We start from the raw sequence: 18,912 nt of genomic DNA on the forward strand, positions 1-18,912 counted from the left end.
CGGCGTCAGCGCGTCGACCACCAGGCCGCCGCGACGAGGACGGGCTGGAAGAAGAGCCGCACGAAGCGCTTGCGGTCGGTGTCGAGTCCGAACGCGGAGCGACCCTTGCGCCACTGGTCGACGTTCCCGGGGAAGATCGCGACGAAGAAGGCGGCGAGGGCGGCACCGACCCGGCGTCGCTCCCGGGGCAGCGCGATCAGGGCGAGACCGAAGCCCGCCTCGACGACTCCGGATGCCACGACCACGAGGTCGCGATCCAGGGGAAGGTCCTCGACCAGAGCGTCGGGCACCTGCGCCTGGAAGTCCCGGCGAGCGAACGTGAGGTGCGACACCCCGGCGAAGATCATGGCCAGCGCGAGCGACCACCGTACGACCGTTTTCATGCCCTCACCGTAACTCCGGGGCGCGCGGGGACGATGGGCTTGACGACGGCGCTCTCGCGTACGCGAGGGGGTCGGTTCGCGCAACCCCCGGCCCGTCCCCGCAACGCAGGGTTTGACTGTGACCACGCCGGAGAGGAGGGGCCGCATGACGATCACGGACATGCCGCGGGTCACGACCGACGACGCAGACGTCGACGGGCTCCTCGCGCGCGCCGCCGACGGCGACCGACAGGCGTTCGGGATGTTCTACGATCTCACCGCCCCTCGCGTCTACGCGCTGCTGCTCGCCGTGACACGGGACGCGGCTCGCGCCGACGCTCTGCTGGAAGAGGTGTACGTCGAGGCCTGGGAGCGCGCTGTGGTCCGCGGGATGCCACGCTGCCCCGCGCAGGAGTGGGTCGCGCTCCTGGCGCACCGGCGCGCCGCGGACGCGAAGCTCTAAGCGGAGACGGCGGGCGACGTCTCCGCCGCCCCGATGTCGACGGTCAATCCGCCGGACGAGTTCGCCGAGTTGGCGTACGTCTGCAACAGGGTCGGATCGAGCATCTCCGGCTCGGTCTCGGCGAAGACGAACCGCAGCGGGATCGAGGGCTGGAGCCAGATGGTGCTCCGCCCGACCGATTCACCTTCGGGATGCCGCCACGACAGCGTGAAACTCTCTCCGCGTCGAAGCTTCGTCGCGATCACGACCTTGATGTGCGCGAGCACACGATCCGGCATGCGAATCGGGTCTGGGGAGGACCCGTAGAACAAGGAGCCCATATCGGGCCTCCTTCCGGAGATCGTGTCGAAGAAAATTTTACTAGATCGCCTAACTATCACCTAGCGAAATAAGGGACTCGCCCGCGCCTTCGTCTGAACTACCGGCGACGACGCGAGATTCGTAGGCCTGCGTGAATCTCGTTCGCCTAACTAGACTGTCCGCTCGGGCGGTCAGGGCGACGGGAGAACGATGACGATCGTGGAGAACGAGGATCCTTCGACGGTGGCCGCCCGCGCCGTCGAACGCCTGCGGCTGGCCGAGGCGCGCCTCGCCCGGCGACGCCAGACCGACTGCGGCCCGAGTGAGAACGCGCGAGCCGCCATGCGCCTCATCCTCGAACGTGCCGACGAAGGACTCACGGTCACCCCCACGGAGATCGCTCAAGCGCTGGGAGTCTCGACGGCGTCCGTCACGGGCATGCTCGACCGCTTGCACGCCGGAGGCCTGATCGGATTCATCGCGAACCCCGACGACCGGCGCAGCAAGTTCGTCATCCCGTTCGACCGATCCACCGACGCGGACGCCATCGACCCGGTGACGGCGCGCATCCGGGAATACGCCCTCAGCCTGCCCGCCGACGCGGCGGGCCACATCGCGACCTTCCTCGATCAGGTGCGCGAGGTCGTCGACGCGGAGTGCGGCTGACGGCTCAGGCCGAGCGGACCTCGGGAGAATCGGCTTCCGGTTCGGCGATGACGCTCAACCCGTTGGCGGAACTCGCTTCGTGCATCAACTCGTCGATCCATCGCCTGTTCAGCTGGGGTGCGCGACTTCCGTAGAAGTGGAAGACGAGCGGAATGGACGGGTGAATCCAGAGCGTGCGCGTCCCGCTCCCGTCACCGACGGGGAAATGGAACATGAAGGGCTCGCCGCGGCGCAGCTTGTTCATGAACACCATGCGCAGGTGGGAAAGCGTTCGATCCTCGATATCGAAGGAATGACCCAACGCGTTGTAAACCAGTTTTCCCACGAATGCAGACTACATCTCCGTGCGTGATTAATTATCCGCTCGCACGAGCCGCCCTCGGTGGGGCCGCGCTCGGATAGAGTCCATCCGTGGGGAGAGCGCACCGCCCGAGTCGGCCGCGCCGCCGCATTCCACGGGTCGTCCTCCTCGTGGGTGCCGTGGTGGTCGTCGTCGCGCTCATCGCCGGGATCGCCGTGGTCGGGAGCCTCGTCTCTTCGCTCTTCCAGACCCTGGGGGCTCGCCCTCCCGCGGTGGACACGAAGATCGTCGCTCCGGATGAGTCGAAGGCTGCGATCGCGGCCAATGACCCGTCCGCCACGCCCGAGCAGGCCGCGGCCGCGAAGTGGCTCGCCGCCCAGCCCACGACCTACTGGCTGACACCCGAGATCGACCCCGTCGACGAGATCTGGGACCGGATCGCGCATCTGGCTTCCGAAGCACGGGATCAGGATGCCTCCCTCTCGGTCGCCGTATACGGATTGCCCGATCGCGACTGCGGGAACCACTCCGCCGGCGGACTGGACCCCGATTCGTATCGAGAGTGGACGAAGCGGATCGGCGACGCGCTGCGCAACGCCCCGGACATCCAGAAGATCGTCATCCTCGAGCCGGACAGCATCGCTCTGTCCTCGTCCTGCGGGTCGCCGTCGGATCGTGCGGGGTACCTCCGCACGGCCGTCGAGAACATCCGCGGCACGAACACGTGGATCTACCTCGACGGAGGGCACTCCGCGTGGCATCCCGTCGACGAGATGGCGTCGCTCATCTCCTCCACCGGACTCATCGGGGATGTCCAGGGGCATCGCGCTCAACGTGTCGAACTATCAGGACACGGCCGCCGAGTTCGCCTACGCCCACGCGCTTTCCGAGAAGCTCGGAGGAACGCACGCCGTCATCGACACGTCTCGCAACGGTGCGGGCCCGGCGGGATCGGAATGGTGCAACCCTCCGGGTCGGCTCGTGGGCCCCGCCGGGGGCTCCTTCGGCGACGGGGTGGTCGACACCACGCTCTGGATCAAACCGGCCGGAGAGAGCGACGGCGAGTGCAATGGCGGACCCCCCGCGGGCACCTGGTGGCCCGAAGCCGCGGTCGAACTCACACGCGAGAGCCGCTGACGCACGCGGCCCCCACCACCGCCACCCCGCCCGGGGGTGCCCGGAAGTGTGTAAAAATGTGGCTCGGTCCGTGTGACCGCCGTGTCTCGGGGGAGAACGCGGGCACGTTTCCGTGCGAACCAGAAGAGTGGGTGCGATGAGCGACAGCACGGAGATGCTGAAGACGGCCGTGATCGTCGAGGACGACCCGGATATCCGGCACCTCCTCGTCGAGGTCTTGGAGGCGGCGGGGTTCTCGACGGTGTCCGTCGGAAACGGGATCGACGGCGTCCGCGCCGTGATCGCCTACCAGCCCCTCATCACGACGCTCGACGTCAACATGCCCGGCATCGACGGCTTCGAGGCGGCGCGACGAATCCGTCAGCAGAGCGACACGTACATCATCATGCTCACGGGGCTCGAGGAAGAGGCCGACGTCGTCCTCGGCCTCGGTGCCGGAGCCGACGAGTACGTGGTGAAGCCCTTCCGCCCGCGCGAGCTGCGCGCCCGGATCGAAGCCCTCCTGCGCCGTCCGCGCTCCGGAAGCGGAGCGTCCGCGGCCGCGCCGCGACAGGACAGTGTGGGTCCGTCCTTCCCGGCCGCACGACCTGCCGATCCGCAGGCGCCCGCCGCCGCAGCGCCGCCGACCGCTCCCCCGCCCAGCGCGTCGAGCGTCCCGGTCGTGGTCCCGTCCTCCCAGGGCCCGGAGCCGCGGGAGTCCGTCGGCAGCGAACTCGCGCCGCGCCCCTCCTCCGACGCCGTCGTCCGCTCGCCCGGGGCTGTCACGCCGACGGGCGGCCCGTGGATCGTCCATCGCGACCTCCACCTCGACCCGGACAGCAGGATCGTGCTGGTCGGCGGGGAGGAACTCGAGCTCACGCGTACCGAGTTCGACCTGCTGGCCACCCTGATGGAGTCCAAGCGACGCGTGCGGAGCAAAGCCGACCTGACGCTCGTGCTCCGGGGGGAGTCCTACGTCACCAGCTACTTCGTCGGAGAGGCCGACAAGCGGGCGATCGAGGCCCATATGACGAACCTCCGGCGCAAGCTCGGCGACAATCCCGCCAACCCGCGATACATCGAGACCGTCCGCGGGGTGGGATACCGCCTCACGTCGGAGCTGATGGCCGCGCCCTGATCCTGACGCCTCACGCATACGACGGATGCCTCGACCCTCCCCAGGGCCGAGGCATCCGTGTTTCTGACGCGTTCGGGTCGCGATCAGATCGGGGGTCCGTCAGACCTTGAAGCCGTGGTGGCGACGGACGAGCTTGGAGAACATCAGGAGGGTCTGGAGGACGGTGACGACACCGACGATCGGCCAGCCGATCCAGAGGATCGAGGACTGCACCATCGGGCCGACCACGACCCAGATCACGGCGAGCGCGACCGCGACGGCGATCAGGACGACCATCGGGGTCCAGTGCCCGAGTCCGCCACCGCGTTCGGCCTTCGCCTGCATCGCCCAGTTGTCGACCTTCTTCCGCGAGAGGAAGCGCGTCCACGAGCGGACGAAGTGGCTGATGCGGATCCACATGAAGATCTCCGCCGGGAAGAACAGGACGGCGAAGAGGATGTCGCGGCGGTTGACGGCCTTCATGGTGCGGGCGATGCGCAGGTTCAGGAGCATGGCGATCACGGGCGGGATGAGCCACAGCGGCGAGAAGACGAACGCGCCGATCGACAGCGAGCCGGCCAGGAGCGTCAGGAAGGCGACGCGGACGAAGAGGTTCGTCAGCATGCCGAAGTTCTCGAACCAGCGCAGGCGCAGGTTGGGGTGGAACGGCTGGCCCTTCGTGTCGCCACGCTGCCCCGGCCACATGAGCTCGATCGCGCCGTAGGTCCATTTCACCTGCTGGGCGTCGTAGCCGGAGAGCGTCGTCATGCCGCCCACGTCGGCGCGGGCGTAGGGGCTGATCTTGGTCAGGTAACCGGCGCTCTTGATCTGCAGCGACAGGAGCGAGTCCTCGACCTCCGAGTCCTTCACCCACGGCGTGACCTGGTGGTTCTGCTTCATCGCCTCGCGGAGCGCGTTGGTCGAGAAGATCGAGAACTGGCCGCCGAGGACGGCCATGTTGCGGCCACGGAGCATGTTCTGGAGGTTGAACGCCGCGAACTGCGTGCGCTGGCCGGCGGTCAGGAACTTTCCGATGAGGCCCTTGATGGGTCGGTCGTCGATCGTGTAGATCGCGGAGATGCCGCCGATGCGCGAGTCGGAGACCGCCTCGGTCTCGAGGTACTCGACGGCCTTGCTGTCGGCGATGGTGTCTCCGTCGACGCCGAGCAGGTAGTCGTAGCCCTCGACGAGCGAGTACCCGTAGTTGAGTGCGCCGACCTTCTTGTCGGGGTTCTTGCCGATGTCGTGGACGAACACCTCGGTGAACTGCTCACCGAGCTCGGTGACGACCTCGTGCGGGCCGCTGTACTCCGAGGCGATCTTCACCGTGTTGTCCGAGGTGTTGTTGACGACGACGTGGATGACGTCGGGCACGCGGGTCTGACCGAGCAGCGCCTCGATCACGTCGGCGATCGACTCCTCCTCGTTGTACGCGGGGATGACGCAGCCGATCGTCGAGCGGTGGACCGAGGTGTTCTCCAGGACCGCCGCGAAGTCGTCGGCGAAACCGTGCTCCGAAGCCGCTGCGCCGGTCACGTCGTCGGACGTGTAGGCGAGCGCCTTGGTGTGGGGGGCGAAGCTGCGCGCATCGGTCATGGCGATTGTCTTTCCTGTTCGGAGGGGTGGCGTGTCGGCCATGTCCCACTCTGGTAGGTTCACCGCAAGACGCCCGCCGCGATCCGGCATCGTCCCCGCAAGATTTCCGCAAGATCCGCTCAGGGGAGCAGAAGCAGAAAGCGCCCGCCGATGGCCGTCCTCGATCTCATCGCCGCCATCGCCGCCGCTGCAGTCGCCGTGACCGTGCTCTTCCTCGCACACGGACGCCACGGCGACGACCGCGGCGGGCCGCGCGCCGAACTGGTCCGCTACTTCGGAGTCGCGGCGCTGGCCGCGCTCGCGTGCGCTTTCCTCAACGTCCTCGAAGAAACGGGCGGCGGCACGTTCGCCGCCGCCGTGGGCAACGCGACGAACGTGTTGGCCCCCGGGCTGGCCTGGGCCGGAATGCGACGCCTGAACGCACGGCCGGCGATCGGGGCCATCAGCGCGGGCGCGGGCGCGATCCTCATGCTGGCCGTGACCTACGTCGTCTCCCTCGACGAGGCGATCCTCCTGAAGACCGCCGCCATCGCGGCTTTCAGCGCGTTGACGGCGATCGAAGCGCGCCGCCGACCGGTGAGCGCCATCGGGGGGACGGTCCTCCTCGCGTGGGCGATGGGAGTCTTCGCGCTCTACAACGCCGGCCGGCTGATCCTCGCCGCGACCGCAGGCATGTACTCGCCCCTCTGGGAGAGGGTGGGGTCCGCCGAGATCACGTCGGTGGCGAGCGCGCTCGCGATCGTGGTCGTGACCGCGGCCACCGTTCAGATGGGCCGCCAGCTCGACGACGACCCCGCTCCCGGCACACGGGCCCATGACCGCGGCGCTCTGCGACAGGAGGCCGCCGCCCTTCTGCGCGTGCACCCCGCTGTCGCCGTGGTCGTCGTGCGGCTGCCCGAACTCGACCTCATCCGGGCCGCCCACAGTTCAGACCGCGCCGACCAGATGCTGGCCTCTCTCGCCGCCGCCGCCCACGCGGCGATCCCCGACGTCGCCGCGGGGATACCCGCTCGCGACACGGTGTTCCTTCTTCTCTCCGCCGACATCGACGGCGGGCACGTCGAGGACTCCGTCAGCGAGGCATTCGCCGCCACCATGCCGTCGATCGGGTACGACGACACCCCCGATCTCTCGTTCGAGCATCACCGCGTGGATGACGTCGAAGGGGTGTCGCTGCTCATGGAGAGCCGACGCCTCCGCCCGCGTCAGGGCCTCGCGCACTGAGCAGCGAAGCGGCGGGCCCGAGCCGGGCTCGATCCTGCTGCTGCTCCCGCGCTCGGGACGGGCTCAACCGCCGGTCTGGCCCCATCCCGGTGCACGACCGCTGGTGTCGGTCGTCGCGCTCTGCGGGGCGGCCTGCGCCCCGCCCGTCGAGATCGCGATCGGGAGGTACTGGTAGACCGTCTGCTGGCTGAAGGAGGTGTCGGTGTTCGCCGCCCCCTCGACGGCGACGTTCATCGCGAACTCGAGCGTGATCCCGTACGTGTCGTTCGGCAGCTGACGGATCGAGGTGGTCGGCACCAGGAGTCCGCCCTGGAAGCTGTTCAGCAGAAGGCCGCGGTCGGACCGCTGGGTGTCGGACGGCACGAGCGTGCGCGGGTCGGCGCTGAACTGGAACGGGCTCGACACCTGTCCGCCGGTCTGGGCGGTCTGCGAGGTGATGGAGACGGAGGAGAGGTAGACGCGACGCTTCTGGGCGAGCACAGCCTTCTCATCGACGCGGTGGTCGTACACGTTGACGGCGAAGCCGAACTGCTTCTCGTTGGTGGAGGTCCACTCCATGGTGCGCTTGGGGTTCACCGCCCAGACGTCCAAGCGGACCTCGAGGCCGTCGGCGACTTCGGACGACAGGGTGACCGAACCGTCGTAGGTGAACTGCGAGTCGAACGGCATGCTCGACGCGGCCACCTGCGGCGCCGCCGTCGGCACCACCACGGACTGGTTGCCCGAGGACTGTCCCTGGAAGGCGTTGAACGCATCGACGACCTGGGCGCACCCGCTGAGGGTGAGGGGGCCCACGACGAGCGCGGTGGTGAGGGCGAGCGCGCGCAGGGCGCGTCGGCGAGGGGTCGTGGTCACGGGTTGCTCCTGAGGAGAAGGCGCGAGGGCGCAGAGGTCGCTGAACGACCATCACGCTGCGGGATGCAGGCCTCAGGGGGAGTCTGACCGGACGACGTGCCCCGGGTGGGCACAAACGGCGAGCAGAGACAGGATGGCGCGCAGAAGACTACACCACCGTCGATACACTCGAAGAATGTCAGCCGGGAGGAGTGTGTCGTCGGTGGCGCCGGCCCGGGTGCTGCCGAGCGACGAGGGGTCCAGTCCGAGCAGCCGCACGAGATCGGTCTGGCTCCTGCAACTCGTCCTCGGGGCGAGCGTGGTGATCACGGTACTGCTCACCCAGGCTCTGGAGCCGTCCCTGTTCGCTGTCTGGACCTTCTCGACGGGTGTGGGTGTGGTCATCGCCCTGACAGCCGTCGCGATCATCGTGCCCTGGCATCGCCTGCCGCGGAACGCGGTGGCGATCATCCCGTTCGGCGACATCATCGGGATCGGGCTGCTGAGCTTCGGAACCGATCTGCGCTTCGGCTTCTTCTGGGTCTTCCCCATCACCTGGATCGCCACCCACTTCGCCGTCAGCCTGCTCGTCAGCACCCTCGCGACCGTCGGCGTGATCATCGTCATCGACGCCGCGGCCAACGGTTCCGGACCGGCCACCGCGCTGCGGCTCATCGTGGTCCTCCTCTCGCTGACCTTCATCGGGATCACCGCGTACCTCTCGTCTCGGCAGACCCGCGCCTTCAAACAGCTGCTCCGACGGCAGGCCAGCCGATTGCAGGGCACCCTGCAACGCGTCACGGGTCAGGAACGACGGGTCTCGCAGGTGCTGAACGGTCTGGACACCGGCATCGCGCGGATGTCGGCCGACGGGGAGATCCTCGCCCTGAACGACACCTACCTGTCGCTGTACGGGATCGACCGCGACGAGCCGCAGCGCCCCGGGAGCGCGGTGGAGTACGCGACTCTGCGGGGCGAGCCGCTCAGCGAATCGGAACGCCCCTTCGCCCGTGCCGCGCGGGGCGAGCAGTTCGACGACGAACGTGTCTGGCTCTTCGACGCGGACGGCAGTTGGCACGCCCTCTCAGCCTCGACGCGGCGACTGGTCTCCTCGGACGAACCCGAGAGCACGTTGCTGATCGTCCACGACATCACCGCCCTCATCGAAGCCGAGCGCGCGCGCGAACGGTTGGCCGCGACGGTCTCGCACGAACTGCGCAACCCGCTGACCGCGATCATCGGTCACGCCGACCTCGCTCTGGACGACCCCGACCTCTCCCCCAAGGTGCGTGAGCAGCTCGAGGTGATCGCGGGCGCGGGCGAGCGCATGCAGAAGCTCATCTCCGAGATCCTCGCGAACTCCCGCGGGGTCTTCCGCGAGAAGGACACCCCGAAGACGGCGGACGCGATGCGCATCATCACCTCCTCGCTCGAATCCTTCCGTCCGGCCGCGGCCGCCCGGCGGGTCACCATCCTCGACGATCTCCCCGACGCCGCGGAGGTCGTGGGAGACGCGTTCCGGCTGCGACAGGCCTTCGACAACATCCTGAGCAATGCCATCAAGTACACGCCCGGCGGCGGCTCGGTTCACCTCTCCGCGGAGGTCGGCGACGACGACGTGGTGCTGCGCTTCGCGGACACCGGTATCGGCATCCCGACCGAAGACCTGCCGCGGATCTTCGACCCGTACTTCCGCTCACGCGCGGCCCGGGACAGCTCGACTCCGGGAACGGGGCTCGGGATGGGGATCGTCCGCGGGATCATCGAAGAGAACGGCGGCTCGGTGACGCTCGAGAGCGACCTCGGGTCCGGCACCACCGTCACGGTGGTCCTGCCCGTTCCGGCGAAGGACGGGGAGGAATGACCGCGGTCGAGACCCTCGCGAATCTCAGCCTCGCGCAGGCCACCGTCACCACCCTCGCGTCGATCATGATCGTGAGCCTGGGATTCCTTCCCCGCCCCTCCCGCGCGGCTCTCCTGTGGTCACTGGCTTTCCTGCTCGCGATGACGAGCACCTGGACGTCCGTGGTGGGCGTGGCGACCGAGGACGAGTCGCTGCGTCGCATCGGGCTCGGACTGATCCTCGGTGCGCCCGCCCTCATCTGGTCGGGGTTCCGCGCGCGTCGCGGCGTGCGCGCCCTGTCCTGGATCGGCGGGGTGCAGGGCGTGTGCTCCGCGGCCGTGCTCGTGGTCGCCACGGATCCCGCCGTCTACGGGCTGCTGTTCCGGGTGGCGTTCCTCGGCGCGGCCGTCTTCGCGGGGTTGACCATCTTCGAGCTCCGTCGCTCCGCCGACTCCCGCGAGCGGCTGATGCTTCCGCTCCTGGTCGTGTCCGCGGGATTCGTCGTGCTCGCGTTGGCGAGCGTCGTCTCGGCCGTCGCCGCGCCGGCGGCCGTGGGCGACCTTCAGCTCCCCCGTTTGCTCAACGGGCTCGCGATGCTCATCTACCTCGTCTGCGCGACCGTCAGCCTGCTGTACTTCACATCCGTCTCCCCCGGGTACGCACTGACGGCGACCGCGTGGCCGCAGTTCGCCGTCACGGCATCCGATCGTCTCGTCCGCGCGCGCAGCGCTCGCGAGTCCGGATGGGTGATGCTCTCGATCCAGGTGGACGATCCCGTGCACCTCCGCAGCGCGGCGGGTGACAACAACTGGTCGCACATCATCTCCGCGTTCGAGGCGGTCGTGACCGACGCGTTCCCCGCAGAAGCCGATATCGGCCGGAAGGCGAGTGGTCATCTCGTCGTCCTCGTGGCGCGCCCCGATCCCGTGGTCCGCGAGTGCGTCCGCACCGTCCTGCGCCAGTTCACGGAGATGGATGCCACCTCGTGGATCGCCGTTCAGCTCTCGGCGAGCGTGGGGTGGGTGCCCGCCGAAGCGGGAGACTACGACTTCGACGCGCTGATCGATCAAGCCGATACCGCGGCGTCGGCCGCGCGGCGCCTCGGCGGCGACCGGTGGGAGCGCGTTCGGCTCTGAGTCAGCCCGCAGAGCCGCCCCGTGCGATGGCCACCGTCAGCGTGTCGCTGGCCGTCTGCTTGGCGTACTCTTCCGACGTCGGCGTCGCCTGCACGAGGTACTCGTAGGTGAACTGAAGGGTGACGAACGTCGCCTCGGCGGGAACCTCGCCGACGTTGAAGGTCTGGGAGTAGCTGTACGGCGCGAGTACCAGATAGCCGGGGGCGTTCGACTGATCGGTCTGTGCCGCGAGGGGCGCGAAGGACTGCGTCTCGTTTCCCGGGACGGCGGTCATCGTCGCGCGCTGGAGGTAGACCTTCTGGCCGTCGTCCGGGGTCACCGTGGTGACCATGGAGAGGCTGACGGGCTTGAGGGCCGTCGGGGTCCACTTGTCCATCGACAGCGTCGACCAGTAGTTCACCGTCGCCGACACGGCTCCCGCCGTGACCGTCTTCTGCGTCGAGCCGCTCGAGAGGTCGTTGGCGACAGGTTGAGGGGCCGGGGTGGAGGCCGCAGACGCCGTCGGAGAAGCTGACTCGGCGGTCCCGCCTTGCGCCCAGGGCGGAACACCGCAACCTGCGACCGCAACTGTCATCAGTCCGACCATCGCGCCGAGCGCGATGCGCCCCATCCGCACCGCTTTCCGCATGCGCCCTCCCCGATCCGGGTTAAGTCTAGGGTGAGCCGTGACGCCCCGGGCCCGGCGCCCGGGCGAGAGCGTCTTATTGTTCCCGGGTGACGGATATGAATGACCGGCGGCCCGGCGCCCGGGCCGGACGGGTCTTCGCCTGGTGCGCGACGACCATCCTGCTCACGGGCCTCTTCGTCACGTTCTGGATCGGCCTGCGCGGGGGCCTCGCCGTCAGTCACCTGACGGCCGCCCAACACGCGGTCCAGGATGCCGAAGCTTCCACGGACGACCCGCTCGCGGTCGCTTCCCTCCTGCCGACGGTGCACGACGAGACGTCCGCGGCACGGGCCCTTACGAGCGACCCGATCTGGTCGCTCGGCGAGAGACTCCCCTGGGTCGGTCCGCAGCTCTCCGCCCTCGCTGTGTCCTCCGCAGCTCTCGACGACGCGGTGGCCGAGGGTCTCATCCCGTTGGCGTCAGCCGCATCCCGGCTGTCCACGGAGGCGCTCCGGCCGAAGGACGGCGCGTTCGACATCGCGGACATCGCTGCGCTCGAACCGACTGCGGGAGCTGTATCCGTTCACCTCCATGTCGCCGCGGCGGAGCTGGCCGCCGTCGACACGCGCCCTCTCCTCGGGCCGCTCCGTGACGGCGTCACGCGAGCGCACGACCTCATCGGCGCGGCGGCGGACTCCGCGGACGCCCTCCGCCGCGCGGCCCGCTTGGTTCCCGCCATGCTCGGAGCCGATGGGCCTCGGTCGTACCTGGTGCTCTTTCAGAACAATGCGGAGTGGCGCTCACTGGGCGGGATCGTCGGGGCCGTGGCCCAGATCGACACCCACGACGGACGCATCGCCTTGGTCGACCAAGCATCGACAGCCGACTTCCCGCCGGGGACCGATCCTCCCGTGGTCGATCTCTACCCGGAGGTACGCGACCTCTTCGAGACGCGGCCCGCTCGCTTCATCCAGGACGTCACGCAGGTGCCCGACTTCACGGTGGGCGCGCCGATCGCGCGGGAGATGTGGCGACGCCTCCGTGGACGGGACGTCGATGGAGTGATCGCACTCGACCCCGTCACACTCGGCTACATCCTGACGGCCACGGGACCGGTCGCCCTTCCGACGGGCGACGAACTGACCGCCGACAATGCCGTGACCCTTCTGTTGCAGGAGGTCTATCGTCGCTACCCCGACCCCGCGCGACAGGACGAGTTCTTCCGCACGGCCTCCGCCGCGGTGTTCACCGCTCTCGCCGAGGGCCGCGCGGACCCCCGCAAGCTGATCGAGGCGCTGAGCCGTGCCGGTACCGAGGGTCGCCTGCTGATGTGGAACGCGGATGCCGATGACCAGGCGATTCTCGACGGCACGACGCTGCAAGGGACGCTGCCGACGACCGACGTCGATGAGACCCGCTTCGGCGTGTACCTGAACGACGGCACCGGATCGAAGATGGATTCCTACCTCCGCCCCACCGTCGACGTCGCCTGGTGCGGGCAGGACTCCGCGGTCCTGGGTGTGACGCTGCGTAACGACGCCCCCGACCCCCAGACGCTCCCGTCGTATGTGACGGGCGGCGGCGAGTACGGGGTTCCGGTGGGCCAGGCGCTGACCGGTGTCTACGTGTATCTGCCCGCCGGGGCACGGCTCGAGGAGCGCACTTCGACCGGGAACGGCGCACCCGCCGGGTTCGCCGGCGGCACGGCACAGGGCCGGCAGGTGGTGAAGTGGTCCGTGCAACTCGCTCCCGGCCAACAGGCTCACCTCGAGCTGCGGGTGTCGACGCCCCGGACGGCGCACCTCGAGGCGAAAGTCACCCCCACCGTGTTCGAAATGGCGAGCGGGAGCGAGGCCGACAGCTGCGGCCCGGAGCGCTCCTCGCCCGGAGCGGCCGCCGCACAACGCTGATTCCGCCACCCCTGGTGAAGTCTGCGGTCCACACTCGTGAATACGCCTCCCCGCGGCGCTCCTCCCCCGCGGACCTCGGAAAGACTGCCGCAGGGGGCGATCTTCAACGGCTGAGATCCACCGGGTCGCTCTTCGACTTCCACCGGCCCGATGTGCCACCGAGATGGGGACCCACCATGAAGATCACGATCCTCCGCGCCGCCGCCGCGATCTCGCTGGCGGCAGCCGCTTTGATGGCGCCGACCGCCGCCAGCGCCTATGTCGACCCGGCCGCCGTCGTCGCGACGCCGAGCACGATCACGCCCGGGCAGTCCTCGACCTTCACCACGACCGGCGCGCCGTTCAGCGGTGACGAGGACGTGCTGATCTCCATCACGGGAGAGAACGCGTCCGGTGCGACGCTCGGCATGGTCAAGGCGGCGGTCGAAACGAACACGACACTTCGCACCCGTGCGAAAGCCGGCGCTCTCGCCGTCCCGATCGCGTTTCCCGCGAACGCGGTGGGCACGTACGACCTGACCTTCACGGGCCAGACCAGCGGCAAGGTCGTCCATGCTCAGGTGCTCGTCTCGAGCGGGAGTTCAGCGCCCACCACGCCGCCGTCCCCGAACGGTCTCGCGAAGACGGGCATCGACGACGGCGCCACGGCCGGGCTGTGGGTGGCCGGGGGCGCACTGATCCTCGCCGGAGCTGCCGTGGGTGTCGGAGCAGCCGCCCGCCGGCGCCGCCGCCGCGCGGCCTGACACTCCTTCTCACGAAAAGGTGGGACCGCCCGTCAGGGCGGTCCCACCTTTTCGTGCCCGCAGCGCTATCCGTCCGTCAGGGGCCGGTGGGCGCGTGCGAGGTGGACACCTCGGCGGTGATGAGGATCGGGAGGTGATCGCTGAGCCCCTGCGGCAGCGTACGGATGTGGGCGATGTCGAAGCCGACGGACGTCGCGAAATCGTAGTGACCCCGGAAGAACCGGTACCTCGTGTACGTCCGCGCGTCGCTCAGGGTGAGCTCGTAGCCCTGATCTCGCACCTTCTGGCCGAGGTGCTCCTTGAAGACCGGGTAGTTGTAGTCCCCGACCATCAGCGCGGGGAGCCCCGGACCGAGGTTCTGGAGCTCGCTCAACGCGGTACGGATCTGATGCCGCCGGAGCGAGTTCAACGCGGTCAGGGGTGCCGCGTGGAACGACGCAACGATCACCTCGCGACCGTCGTCGATGTCCCGCAGACGAACACCGAGCATGCGCTCCTCGGCGGGCTTCAACACATAGTCGTGCAGCGACTTCTTGAGCGCGATCGCGCGCACCTCCACCGCGCGGAAGGTGTTCTCCCGGTAGTAGACGGCCAACCCCAGGCGGTTGCGCTGGGTCGCCTCGGCGAGGCGCAGGCCCGCGATCTCGACGGGGATGTCGCGGGTATCGCACTCCTGGAGGCACAACACGTCCACCGCGTGCTCGTCGACGAGTCTCGAGAGCTCGCCCGCGGCGCGGTGCTTGCGGAGGTTGTACGAGATGACCTTCATGACCATCACAGCCTAGAGCCGTCGATGTTCCCGGGACGGGGGTTGCGAACGGATCGTGGACACGATCACGCCCCGATGTCGTCCGCATCCCTCCGGTTGCGGGTCTGGGCGGCACGGGCCGCCAGCAGCGCATCGGCTGGATACCCGACCTCGGCGAGGACGAGGCCGCGCGCCGCCAGGACCTTCGAGTCAGCGGTACGGCGGCCCTCATCCCGGATCTTGATGACGTCATCGACCTCGAGGCGCCCCTCCCCCACGGCCACGCAGGCACCCACGAGGGCGCGGACCATGCTGTGGCAGAACGCGTCCGCCCGGACGTTGGCGATCAGGATGCCGTCGTCACCGCGCCGCCAGTCGTACTCGAGGAGCGTGCGAATCGTGGTGGCCTCTTCCCGGGCCTTGCAGTATGCGGCGAAGTCGTGCAGGCCGATGAGCCTCTGGGCAGCGGCGTGCATCGCGTCGACGTCGAGCGAAGCCCGGACCGAGGTGGTCCGAAGCCGCTCCAACGGCTCGTATCCGGCCTGCGCATCGGCGATCCGGTAGCTGTAACGGCGCCAGACAGCGGAGAACCGGGCGTCGAAGCCCTCCGGGGCGCACGACGACCGGTGAACGGTGACGTCGGGGTAGGCGCCCAGAACCCCGCGCACCCGCCCCGCGAGAGCCGCGACGGCATCCCCTTCGTCGCCCTCCCGACGTCGGCGCGGCAGACGCGCCTGCTGCGCGTCATCCAGGTCGAGGTGAGCGACCTGCCCGGACGCGTGCACGCCCGCGTCGGTCCGTCCGGCCACGACGAGCCGAGGATCACCGCCCAGAATCCGGGCGAGGGCCTCTTCCAGGACTCCCTGAACCGTTCGGAGGCCCGGTTGGCGGGCCCATCCGCGGAAGTGCGTTCCGTCGTAGGAGATGTCGAGTCGCAGACGCACCCGACAAGCCTACGGGGCACCGGAACGCGACGAAGCCCCCACCCCGGAAGGGGTGAGGGCTTCGTGCGCGAGCGAAGCTCAGGCCTTGGCGTCGTCCGCCACAGCGTCCTCGGCTGCGGCCTCGGCAGCGGCACCCTCGTCCTGCGACTCGGCGCCGGCCTCGGCGGCCTCATCGGCGACGGGAGCCTCGTCAGCGACGACCTCTTCGGCCGCGGGCTCCGCCGTCGGCGCAGCGGCGGCGGGAGCCGCAGCAGCCTTCGACGACGAGGGCTTCTTGGTCACGGGCTCGAGGACGAGCTCGATGACAGCCATGGGGGCGTTGTCGCCCTTGCGGTTGCCGACCTTCGTGATGCGGGTGTATCCGCCGTCACGCTCGGCCACCAGCGGCGCGATCTCGGTGAACAGGGTGTGCACAACTTCCTTGTCGCCGATCACGCTCAGCACGCGACGACGCGCGTGCAGGTCGCCGCGCTTGGCGAAGGTGATGAGGCGCTCGGCGAGCGGACGGAGGCGCTTGGCCTTCGTCTCGGTCGTCTTGATGGACTTGTGCGTGTACAGCGCTGCAGCGAGGTTCGCGAGAAGCAGACGCTCGTGGGCCGGGCCGCCTCCGAGGCGGGGACCCTTCGTGGGCTTAGGCATGTCGTGTTACTCCAGTAGAAGGTTCGGTCGGGTCCGACGGGGTCAGACGGTTTCTTCGTCGTAGCCGCCGAAGAACTGGGCGCCGTCGAAGCCGGGCACCGAGTCCTTGAGCGACAGGCCGAGCGAGACGAGCTTGTCGCGCACCTCGTCGACCGACTTCTGACCGAAGTTGCGGATGTTCATCAGCTGGGTCTCCGAGAGGGCGACCAGCTCGGACACCGTGTTGATGCCCTCGCGCTTGAGGCAGTTGTACGAGCGGACCGAGAGATCGAGATCCTCGATCGGCATCGACAGCTCGTTCGAGAGAACGGTCTCGACCGGCGCGGGGCCGATCTCGATACCCTCAGCCTCGACGTTCAGCTCGCGGGCGAGGCCGAACAGCTCGGTCAGCGTGCGTCCCGCCGAAGCGACGGCGTCACGGGGAGCGATCGAGGGCTTCGACTCGACGTCGAGGACGAGCTTGTCGAAGTCCGTACGCTCGCCGGCACGGGTGGCCTCGACGCGGTAGCTGACCTTCAGGACGGGCGAGTAGATCGAGTCGATCGGAATCTGACCGGCCTCGGCGTACTCGTTGCGGTTCTGCGTCGCCGACACGTAGCCGCGGCCACGCTCGATGGTGAGCTCGAGCTCGAACTTCGCGGTGTCGTTGAGGGTCGCGATGACCAGATCGGGGTTGTGCACCTCGACGCCGGCCGGAGCCGAGATGTCCGCGGCCGTGACCTCGCCGGAGCCGGTCTTGCGGAGGTACGCCGTGATGGGCTCGTCACGCTCGCTCGAGACGACGAGCTGCTTGATGTTCAGGATGATCTCGGTGACGTCTTCCTTCACGCCCGGGATCGTGCTGAACTCGTGCAGAACGCCGTCGATACGGATGCTCGTGACGGCCGCACCGGGGATCGACGACAGCAGGCTGCGACGCAGGGCGTTGCCGATGGTGTAACCGAAGCCGGGCTCGAGGGGCTCGATGACGAAACGACTGCGGAACTCCCCGACCTTCTCCTCGGTCAGAGTGGGACGCTGTGCGATGAGCACTATGTGTTCCTTTCGATCACGTGCCCGCTATATGACACGTGTAATGGGGTGAGGTGTTGAGTTGTACTCGCTGGATGCCACCGGACCCGACGATGACGTCAGGTCTGCGACGTGGCATCCGGAAGTCTGAATCGCGCGTGAGCGCGGCGTTCCCGGGGAGCGAGAAGCTCCCCGGGAACAGACGCGTCAGACGCGGCGACGCTTGGGCGGACGGCAGCCGTTGTGGGCCTGCGGCGTCACGTCCTGGATCGAGCCGACCTCGAGGCCGGCCGCGGTGAGCGAGCGGATCGCGGTCTCACGACCCGAACCCGGTCCCTTCACGAAGACGTCGACCTTCTTGACACCGTGCTCCTGCGCCTGGCGGGCAGCCGACTCGGCGGCCATGCCGGCGGCGTACGGCGTCGACTTGCGCGAACCCTTGAAGCCGACGCCGCCGGACGAAGCCCAGCTGATGACGGCACCCGAGGGGTCGGTGATCGAAACGATGGTGTTGTTGAACGTCGACTTGATGTGGGCCTGGCCCACGGCGATGTTCTTCTTCTCCTTGCGGCGCGGCTTGCGCGCGGCAGACTTGGCCTGTGCCATGTGCGGTTCTCCTGAATCCTGCGCCGGCGGAGGCCTAGCGCGCCTTCTTCTTGCCGGCGACGGTGCGCTTGGGACCCTTGCGGGTACGCGCGTTCGTCTTCGTGCGCTGACCGCGCACGGGGAGGCCGCGGCGGTGGCGCAGGCCCTCGTAGGAACCGATCTCGACCTTGCGGCGGATGTCGGCGGCGACCTCGCGACGGAGGTCACCCTCCACCTTGTAGGTGCCTTCGATGTGGTCGCGGAGCGCGACCAGCTGGTCGTCGGTGAGGTCCTTGACGCGGACGTCCTGGCTGATGCCGGTCGCGTTCAGGATCTCGACGGAGCGGGTGCGGCCCACACCGTAGATGTACGTAAGTGCGATCACCACGCGCTTATCGCGCGGGATGTCGACGCCGGCAAGACGTGCCATGCGGCTCTCCTCAGAGTGTGTTGGAGGTGTGGAGCAGGATCGGTGCTCGGGCCTCCGCCCCGAGGTGTCCCCGCCGATCGGTCGCTGAGCTTGTCGAAGCGTCCGGATGGCGGATCTGATCCTGCCGGTGTGTATTCAGTTGGAAATGACGTCGAGCTGGAAGCTCAGCCCTGGCGCTGCTTGTGGCGCGGGTTGCTCTTGCAGATCACCATCACGCGCCCGTGGCGACGGATCACCTTGCAGTGGTCGCAGATGGGCTTGACGGAGGGGTTGACCTTCATGATGTTCCTGTTTCGCTGTCTTCGAACCCGCCCGAGGACGGTTCGTTACTTCTCGG

Annotated in this window: 22 protein-coding genes and 1 pseudogene; 10 read left to right on the forward strand and 13 right to left on the reverse strand. The window is 68.6% G+C overall.

The annotated features are described in order from the left end of the window. Nucleotides 1-5: 5 nt before the first annotated feature. Nucleotides 6-383: a membrane protein gene (locus MTES_RS04280; protein WP_013583971.1), complete on the reverse strand. Its 378-nt coding sequence runs from the start codon at nucleotides 381-383 to the stop codon at nucleotides 6-8. A 145-nt stretch (nucleotides 384-528) separates the two neighbouring features. Here MTES_RS04280 and MTES_RS04285 point away from each other — a divergent pair, with 145 nt between their 5' ends. Next, entirely contained in the window at nucleotides 529-825 is a 297-nt protein-coding gene (locus tag MTES_RS04285; protein ID WP_013583972.1) for a hypothetical protein, read from the forward strand. Here MTES_RS04285 and MTES_RS04290 read toward each other — a convergent pair. After that, nucleotides 822-1,145, reverse strand: coding sequence for a hypothetical protein (locus tag MTES_RS04290; protein WP_013583973.1), 324 nt, complete (start codon nucleotides 1,143-1,145; stop codon nucleotides 822-824). The two genes, MTES_RS04285 and MTES_RS04290, sit on opposite strands and share 4 nt — an antisense overlap. Nucleotides 1,146-1,335: 190 nt before the next feature. Here MTES_RS04290 and MTES_RS04295 point away from each other — a divergent pair, with 190 nt between their 5' ends. Continuing rightward, complete coding sequence (locus tag MTES_RS04295) at nucleotides 1,336-1,791, forward strand: MarR family transcriptional regulator (protein ID WP_013583974.1); 456 nt, start codon at nucleotides 1,336-1,338, stop codon at nucleotides 1,789-1,791. Nucleotides 1,792-1,795: 4 nt separating this feature from the next. Here MTES_RS04295 and MTES_RS04300 read toward each other — a convergent pair whose 3' ends face one another. Next, nucleotides 1,796-2,116, reverse strand: a complete 321-nt coding sequence (locus tag MTES_RS04300; protein ID WP_013583975.1) for a hypothetical protein — start codon at nucleotides 2,114-2,116, stop codon at nucleotides 1,796-1,798. Nucleotides 2,117-2,364: 248 nt separating this feature from the next. On the opposite strand from MTES_RS04300, the pseudogene MTES_RS19950 reads away from it, so the two are divergent. The 3 genes and pseudogenes from MTES_RS19950 to MTES_RS04310 form a co-directional block, all read left to right on the forward strand. After that, nucleotides 2,365-2,817 (forward strand): annotated as a pseudogene (locus tag MTES_RS19950) (glycoside hydrolase family 6 protein); the annotation flags it as partial. An 85-nt stretch (nucleotides 2,818-2,902) separates the two neighbouring features. Further along, nucleotides 2,903-3,229, forward strand: coding sequence for a glycoside hydrolase family 6 protein (locus MTES_RS19955; RefSeq protein WP_269453420.1), 327 nt, complete (start codon nucleotides 2,903-2,905; stop codon nucleotides 3,227-3,229). 136 nt (nucleotides 3,230-3,365) lie between these two features. Beyond that, a complete protein-coding gene (locus tag MTES_RS04310; RefSeq protein WP_013583977.1) occupies nucleotides 3,366-4,346 on the forward strand; it encodes a response regulator transcription factor in 981 nt (326 codons plus the stop codon). A 99-nt stretch (nucleotides 4,347-4,445) separates the two neighbouring features. Here the strand turns inward: MTES_RS04310 and MTES_RS04315 are convergent, their stop codons facing one another. Next, nucleotides 4,446-5,921, reverse strand: coding sequence for a glycosyltransferase family 2 protein (locus MTES_RS04315; RefSeq protein WP_013583978.1), 1,476 nt, complete (start codon nucleotides 5,919-5,921; stop codon nucleotides 4,446-4,448). A 150-nt stretch (nucleotides 5,922-6,071) separates the two neighbouring features. Between MTES_RS04315 and MTES_RS04320 the strand changes: the two genes are divergently transcribed. Then, nucleotides 6,072-7,145 (forward strand): hypothetical protein, encoded by a 1,074-nt coding sequence (locus MTES_RS04320; RefSeq protein WP_013583979.1) that lies wholly within the window; start codon nucleotides 6,072-6,074, stop codon nucleotides 7,143-7,145. 63 nt (nucleotides 7,146-7,208) lie between these two features. Here MTES_RS04320 and MTES_RS04325 read toward each other — a convergent pair whose 3' ends face one another. Next, entirely contained in the window at nucleotides 7,209-8,000 is a 792-nt protein-coding gene (locus MTES_RS04325; RefSeq protein WP_013583980.1) for a hypothetical protein, read from the reverse strand. A 175-nt stretch (nucleotides 8,001-8,175) separates the two neighbouring features. Between MTES_RS04325 and MTES_RS04330 the strand changes: the two genes are divergently transcribed. Next, nucleotides 8,176-9,843: a sensor histidine kinase gene (locus tag MTES_RS04330; RefSeq protein WP_050901744.1), complete on the forward strand. Its 1,668-nt coding sequence runs from the start codon at nucleotides 8,176-8,178 to the stop codon at nucleotides 9,841-9,843. Further along, nucleotides 9,840-10,958 carry a GGDEF domain gene (locus MTES_RS04335; protein ID WP_013583982.1) on the forward strand — a complete coding sequence of 373 codons (1,119 nt, stop codon included), beginning with the start codon at nucleotides 9,840-9,842 and terminating at the stop codon, nucleotides 10,956-10,958. The genes MTES_RS04330 and MTES_RS04335 overlap by 4 nt, the downstream gene beginning before the upstream one ends. 1 nt (nucleotide 10,959) lies before the next feature. Here MTES_RS04335 and MTES_RS04340 read toward each other — a convergent pair whose 3' ends face one another. Further along, the gene (locus tag MTES_RS04340; protein WP_043361008.1) at nucleotides 10,960-11,586 is read right to left on the reverse strand and encodes a hypothetical protein; all 627 of its coding nucleotides are present in this window, start codon (nucleotides 11,584-11,586) and stop codon (nucleotides 10,960-10,962) included. 95 nt (nucleotides 11,587-11,681) lie between these two features. Here MTES_RS04340 and MTES_RS04345 point away from each other — a divergent pair, with 95 nt between their 5' ends. Next, nucleotides 11,682-13,475: a DUF4012 domain-containing protein gene (locus MTES_RS04345; RefSeq protein ID WP_050901745.1), complete on the forward strand. Its 1,794-nt coding sequence runs from the start codon at nucleotides 11,682-11,684 to the stop codon at nucleotides 13,473-13,475. A gap of 176 nt (nucleotides 13,476-13,651) precedes the next feature. After that, nucleotides 13,652-14,218 carry a hypothetical protein gene (locus tag MTES_RS04350; protein ID WP_043361010.1) on the forward strand — a complete coding sequence of 189 codons (567 nt, stop codon included), beginning with the start codon at nucleotides 13,652-13,654 and terminating at the stop codon, nucleotides 14,216-14,218. A gap of 76 nt (nucleotides 14,219-14,294) precedes the next feature. On the opposite strand, the gene MTES_RS04355 is transcribed toward MTES_RS04350, so the two are convergent. From MTES_RS04355 to rpmJ, 7 genes are all read right to left on the reverse strand, one after another. Continuing rightward, the gene (locus MTES_RS04355) at nucleotides 14,295-14,987 is read right to left on the reverse strand and encodes an endonuclease/exonuclease/phosphatase family protein (protein ID WP_043362124.1); all 693 of its coding nucleotides are present in this window, start codon (nucleotides 14,985-14,987) and stop codon (nucleotides 14,295-14,297) included. 65 nt (nucleotides 14,988-15,052) lie between these two features. Next, the gene (truA, locus tag MTES_RS04360; protein WP_013583987.1) at nucleotides 15,053-15,910 is read right to left on the reverse strand and encodes a tRNA pseudouridine(38-40) synthase TruA; all 858 of its coding nucleotides are present in this window, start codon (nucleotides 15,908-15,910) and stop codon (nucleotides 15,053-15,055) included. A gap of 78 nt (nucleotides 15,911-15,988) precedes the next feature. Next, nucleotides 15,989-16,549, reverse strand: a complete 561-nt coding sequence (gene rplQ, locus MTES_RS04365; protein ID WP_013583988.1) for a 50S ribosomal protein L17 — start codon at nucleotides 16,547-16,549, stop codon at nucleotides 15,989-15,991. A gap of 42 nt (nucleotides 16,550-16,591) precedes the next feature. Beyond that, a complete protein-coding gene (locus MTES_RS04370; protein WP_013583989.1) occupies nucleotides 16,592-17,581 on the reverse strand; it encodes a DNA-directed RNA polymerase subunit alpha in 990 nt (329 codons plus the stop codon). A 186-nt stretch (nucleotides 17,582-17,767) separates the two neighbouring features. Then, entirely contained in the window at nucleotides 17,768-18,166 is a 399-nt protein-coding gene (gene rpsK / locus MTES_RS04375; RefSeq protein WP_013583990.1) for a 30S ribosomal protein S11, read from the reverse strand. 34 nt (nucleotides 18,167-18,200) lie between these two features. Continuing rightward, entirely contained in the window at nucleotides 18,201-18,575 is a 375-nt protein-coding gene (gene rpsM / locus MTES_RS04380) for a 30S ribosomal protein S13 (protein ID WP_013583991.1), read from the reverse strand. A gap of 164 nt (nucleotides 18,576-18,739) precedes the next feature. Continuing rightward, nucleotides 18,740-18,856 (reverse strand): 50S ribosomal protein L36, encoded by a 117-nt coding sequence (gene rpmJ / locus MTES_RS04385; RefSeq protein WP_005050492.1) that lies wholly within the window; start codon nucleotides 18,854-18,856, stop codon nucleotides 18,740-18,742. Nucleotides 18,857-18,912: the final 56 nt, after the last annotated feature.

This window comes from Microbacterium testaceum StLB037, assembly GCF_000202635.1.
Classification (GTDB): domain Bacteria; phylum Actinomycetota; class Actinomycetes; order Actinomycetales; family Microbacteriaceae; genus Microbacterium; species Microbacterium testaceum_F.

Coding starts and splice junctions, on each gene's coding strand:
- MTES_RS04280 (WP_013583971.1), bottom strand. CDS start 383: ATGAAAACGGTCGTACGGTGGTCGCTCGCGCTGGCCATGATCTTCGCC.
- MTES_RS04285 (WP_013583972.1), top strand. CDS start 529: ATGACGATCACGGACATGCCGCGGGTCACGACCGACGACGCAGACGTC.
- MTES_RS04290 (WP_013583973.1), bottom strand. CDS start 1,145: ATGGGCTCCTTGTTCTACGGGTCCTCCCCAGACCCGATTCGCATGCCG.
- MTES_RS04295 (WP_013583974.1), top strand. CDS start 1,336: ATGACGATCGTGGAGAACGAGGATCCTTCGACGGTGGCCGCCCGCGCC.
- MTES_RS19955 (WP_269453420.1), top strand. CDS start 2,903: ATGTCCAGGGGCATCGCGCTCAACGTGTCGAACTATCAGGACACGGCC.
- MTES_RS04310 (WP_013583977.1), top strand. CDS start 3,366: ATGAGCGACAGCACGGAGATGCTGAAGACGGCCGTGATCGTCGAGGAC.
- MTES_RS04315 (WP_013583978.1), bottom strand. CDS start 5,921: ATGACCGATGCGCGCAGCTTCGCCCCCCACACCAAGGCGCTCGCCTAC.
- MTES_RS04320 (WP_013583979.1), top strand. CDS start 6,072: ATGGCCGTCCTCGATCTCATCGCCGCCATCGCCGCCGCTGCAGTCGCC.
- MTES_RS04330 (WP_050901744.1), top strand. CDS start 8,176: ATGTCAGCCGGGAGGAGTGTGTCGTCGGTGGCGCCGGCCCGGGTGCTG.
- MTES_RS04335 (WP_013583982.1), top strand. CDS start 9,840: ATGACCGCGGTCGAGACCCTCGCGAATCTCAGCCTCGCGCAGGCCACC.
- MTES_RS04340 (WP_043361008.1), bottom strand. CDS start 11,586: ATGCGGAAAGCGGTGCGGATGGGGCGCATCGCGCTCGGCGCGATGGTC.
- MTES_RS04345 (WP_050901745.1), top strand. CDS start 11,682: ATGAATGACCGGCGGCCCGGCGCCCGGGCCGGACGGGTCTTCGCCTGG.
- MTES_RS04350 (WP_043361010.1), top strand. CDS start 13,652: ATGAAGATCACGATCCTCCGCGCCGCCGCCGCGATCTCGCTGGCGGCA.
- MTES_RS04355 (WP_043362124.1), bottom strand. CDS start 14,987: ATGAAGGTCATCTCGTACAACCTCCGCAAGCACCGCGCCGCGGGCGAG.
- rplQ (WP_013583988.1), bottom strand. CDS start 16,549: ATGCCTAAGCCCACGAAGGGTCCCCGCCTCGGAGGCGGCCCGGCCCAC.
- rpsK (WP_013583990.1), bottom strand. CDS start 18,166: ATGGCACAGGCCAAGTCTGCCGCGCGCAAGCCGCGCCGCAAGGAGAAG.
- rpsM (WP_013583991.1), bottom strand. CDS start 18,575: ATGGCACGTCTTGCCGGCGTCGACATCCCGCGCGATAAGCGCGTGGTG.
- rpmJ (WP_005050492.1), bottom strand. CDS start 18,856: ATGAAGGTCAACCCCTCCGTCAAGCCCATCTGCGACCACTGCAAGGTG.